Genomic DNA, 3,163 nt, shown 5'->3' with positions numbered 1-3,163 from the left:
GAAAAGTGGGGCCTCGATGCCGCCGTCATCGGCGAAACCAACACCTCCGGACATATCGTTCTGACGCACAAGGGCGAGGTCGTCTGCGACCTGCCGCTGGGCCCGCTGAGCGACGACGCGCCGCTGTACGACCGCCCGTGGGTCGAGCCGGATATGGAAGCGCCGCTCGCCTCGGTGCCGTCGGCCCCGGTCGGTGACGCCCTGTTGACCCTTCTGGCCTCGCCCGACATGGCCTCCAAGCGCTGGCTGTGGGAACAGTACGACCGTCACGTCATGGCCGACACGCTGGCCGACTCGGCCACCGGTTCCGACGCCGGCATGGTCCGCGTGCACGGCACCAAGAAGGCGCTGGCCGTTACATCGGACTGCACGCCGCGCTATGTGAAGGCCAACCCCTATGAGGGCGGCAAGCAGGCCGTCGCCGAAGCCTGGCGCAATCTGACCGCCGTAGGGGCCGACCCTATCGCTATCACCGACAATCTGAATTTCGGCAATCCGGAGCGCCCCAAGATCATGGGGCAGATCGTGCGCGCCATTGACGGCATGGCCGAAGCCTGCCGTGAGCTGAACTTCCCCGTCGTGTCAGGCAATGTGTCGCTGTATAACGAAACCAATGGCGTGGCCATCCCGCCGACCCCGACCGTGGGTGCGGTAGGCCTGTTGACCGACTACGATCAGCGCGTCGGTTTTCATACGCTGAAGGCCGGTCAGGTGCTGGTCCTCGTCGGCGAAACCGTCGGCGAACTGGGCTCGTCTCTGTACCTGCGCGAAGTGCACGGCATCGAAGCCGGTGCACCGCCGAAGGTCGATCTGAGCGTCGAAAAGCGCAATGGCGATTTTGTGCGCGACCTGATCCGCTCCAAAACCGCCAGGGCCGTACACGACCTGTCGGATGGCGGCCTGCTGCCGGCGGCCTTCGATATGGCCTCGGCGTCGAGCGTCGGCATCGAGCTGAAAAACCCCACCGCTCTCGAAGACCACATCTTTGCCTTTGCCGAAGATCAGGCGCGTTACCTGATCGCGGTCGATGAAGCGTCGGCGCATCTGGTGCTGGCCAAGGCCGCCGAAGCGGGCGTCCCCGCCCTGACCATAGGTGTGGCGGGCGGCTCTGACCTCAGCCTGACCGGCGTCATGTCGCTGTCCTTGAGCGAACTGAAAACCGCCAATGAGCGCTGGCTGCCGGAATTTATGGGGTAAACACAGCCCCTCCCTTGGTGTCAGGGGAGGGACTTCTTAAAACGTCACCTGATTTTGTCCCGGACGGACCCGCTCCGGGCGGCGTTCGGTAAAGCGCTTTTCGGCCTCGGCAAGCTGTGCCCTGGTCATCAACGGCGTCAATCGTTGCAGATCAGCCGATACCGGCATCGGATTTTGCTGCCAGGTGCGCGCCTCATGCGCCAGCGCATGATAGACATAGGCCTCGGTCAGGTCTTTAGCCACACCCTCACCCGTTTCCAGTCGCCGCGCCCATTCGACCTGCGCTTCGGGCAAGCCGGCTTCGGCGGCCTTACGGATCAGGTCAATACCGCGCGTACAGTTGGCCTCGACACCCCGCCCCTCGCATAGCATCTGCCCCGTTAGCAGCAGCCCCTGCGGATAGTCCTTGAAGGCCGAGCGCTGCACCCAGACAAAGGCTTCTTTCTCGTCCTTTGCGATGCCTTCGCCGCTGAGGTAGTGGCGACCTAACTGATACTGCGCCTCAGCATGGCTCTGGGCCGCCGCCTTTTTGTACCACGCCACGGCCTTGGCCGGGTCCTTCTCGACCTGAAAGCCGTTATCATAGGCCTGCGCCACATAGACCTGCGACTTGAGGACGCCGATTTCGGCATAGGCCAGTTCGTAATCAAAGGCGGTTTTGTAGATTTTGACGCCGCGCCAGCGTTCATTTTCCTGCCACATCCACAGCCCGGCAATGATCAGCGGCACCACAAAGGCCAGTACCTGCACCACACGTACCCACGGCTTGGGCTTGGGGTTGCGGATATCCGTCAGATTGGTCATGCGGCGGTCCGTAAATAAGGTAAAGCCATGCCCGCAGAGGCGGACGATTGCCACTTGTTAACCCATTTTGTGATAGTTCCAAGTCTATTGTGTTTGTTAATCGAGTCGTTCTCAAGGCCCTCCCCATGCCCATTGCGCAATCCGATCTCGAAGCCCGCCTGAAAGCCGCCTTCCCGGACGCCGAGATTGTCGTCGAAGATCTGGCCGGGGACGGTGATCACTACAAAGCCTATATCACCGACGCCGGTTTCGCCGGGATGCCGCGCGTGCGCCAGCATCAGAAGGTCTATGCGGCCCTGTCCGATCTGATGAGCGGGCCGTTGCACGCGCTGGCCCTCGAAACCCGCATCCCCTGAAGGCAGGCCCGCCGATGCGCTATCGCCCGTTCGGACATTCCGGTCAGGCCCTGTCAGCCCTGGGACTCAACGTCTCGTGGGCGAAACTGGGTCGTAGCCGCAATGCCGCGACGCGGCTGCTGAACACCGCGCTCGAAAACGGCATCAATACATTTCACCTGACCTCGGCCCATCCGGACCTGCTGGCGGCAGCGACCGAAACCTTTGCGGTTGTCGATCGGCGCGTCCTGTTCATCTCCCTGAGCGCCGAAGAAGAAGGCAGCAGCGATCCCGCCGATGAATACCGGCTGGAGCCCCTGCGTGAGCGTCTGCGGGGGGTAATCAAATCGTCGGGTCTGCAATGGATCGACCTGCTCGTCTTCCATGCCAACGGCTTTGATCGTATTCCGGACCGCAGTTGGACCTTTATCACAGCCCTGCGTGAGGCGGGGATGCTGAAATTTACGGGTGCGACGGCCAATGACGACCTGATCAAGGTCGCGGTCGATGACGGACGTTTCAACATTCTGAAGACCGTTTTCGACATCGACACCTCGTGGAACAAGCGCCACCTGCTTGACTACGCTCTGGCGCAGGGTATGGCCGTGTTCGGGCACGACTTCTTCCCGGCACAGTACCGTAAACCCGAAGCCGTTGTACCGAAAAAGGGGTGGCTCGGCCTGTTCGGTGGCCAATCCATCGACCCCTTGGCCGGACGCGGCACCTACGCCTTCCTGCATCAGACACCCGACTGGACCGCCGAAGAACTGTGCCTGTCCTACGCCCTGACCCAGCCCAATCTTTCGACCCTGTTCGCCACAGCGGAT

General features: G+C 62.1%; 4 protein-coding genes. 3 read left to right on the top strand and 1 reads right to left on the bottom strand.

All coding sequences use genetic code 11. The annotated features are described in order from the left end of the window. Window positions 1–1,197: AIR synthase related protein (locus Q0072_RS18840; RefSeq protein WP_298333087.1), on the top strand; the 1,197-nt coding region annotated here is incomplete at its 5' end. Window positions 1,198–1,233: 36 nt separating this feature from the next. On the opposite strand, the gene Q0072_RS18835 is transcribed toward Q0072_RS18840, so the two are convergent. Continuing rightward, window positions 1,234–2,001, bottom strand: a complete 768-nt coding sequence (locus Q0072_RS18835) for a tetratricopeptide repeat protein (protein WP_298333086.1) — start codon at window positions 1,999–2,001, stop codon at window positions 1,234–1,236. 125 nt (window positions 2,002–2,126) lie between these two features. Between Q0072_RS18835 and Q0072_RS18830 the strand changes: the two genes are divergently transcribed. Both Q0072_RS18830 and Q0072_RS18825 read left to right on the top strand, forming a co-directional pair. Beyond that, complete coding sequence (locus tag Q0072_RS18830) at window positions 2,127–2,357, top strand: BolA/IbaG family iron-sulfur metabolism protein (protein WP_013480530.1); 231 nt, start codon at window positions 2,127–2,129, stop codon at window positions 2,355–2,357. Between the two features lie 14 nt (window positions 2,358–2,371). Continuing rightward, the coding region (locus tag Q0072_RS18825) for an aldo/keto reductase (protein ID WP_298333085.1) at window positions 2,372–3,163 on the top strand (792 nt) is incomplete at its 3' end.

It is taken from the genome of Asticcacaulis sp. (genome assembly GCF_027484505.1).
Classification (GTDB): domain Bacteria; phylum Pseudomonadota; class Alphaproteobacteria; order Caulobacterales; family Caulobacteraceae; genus Asticcacaulis.
This window is presented reverse-complemented; position numbering and strand designations above follow the sequence as displayed.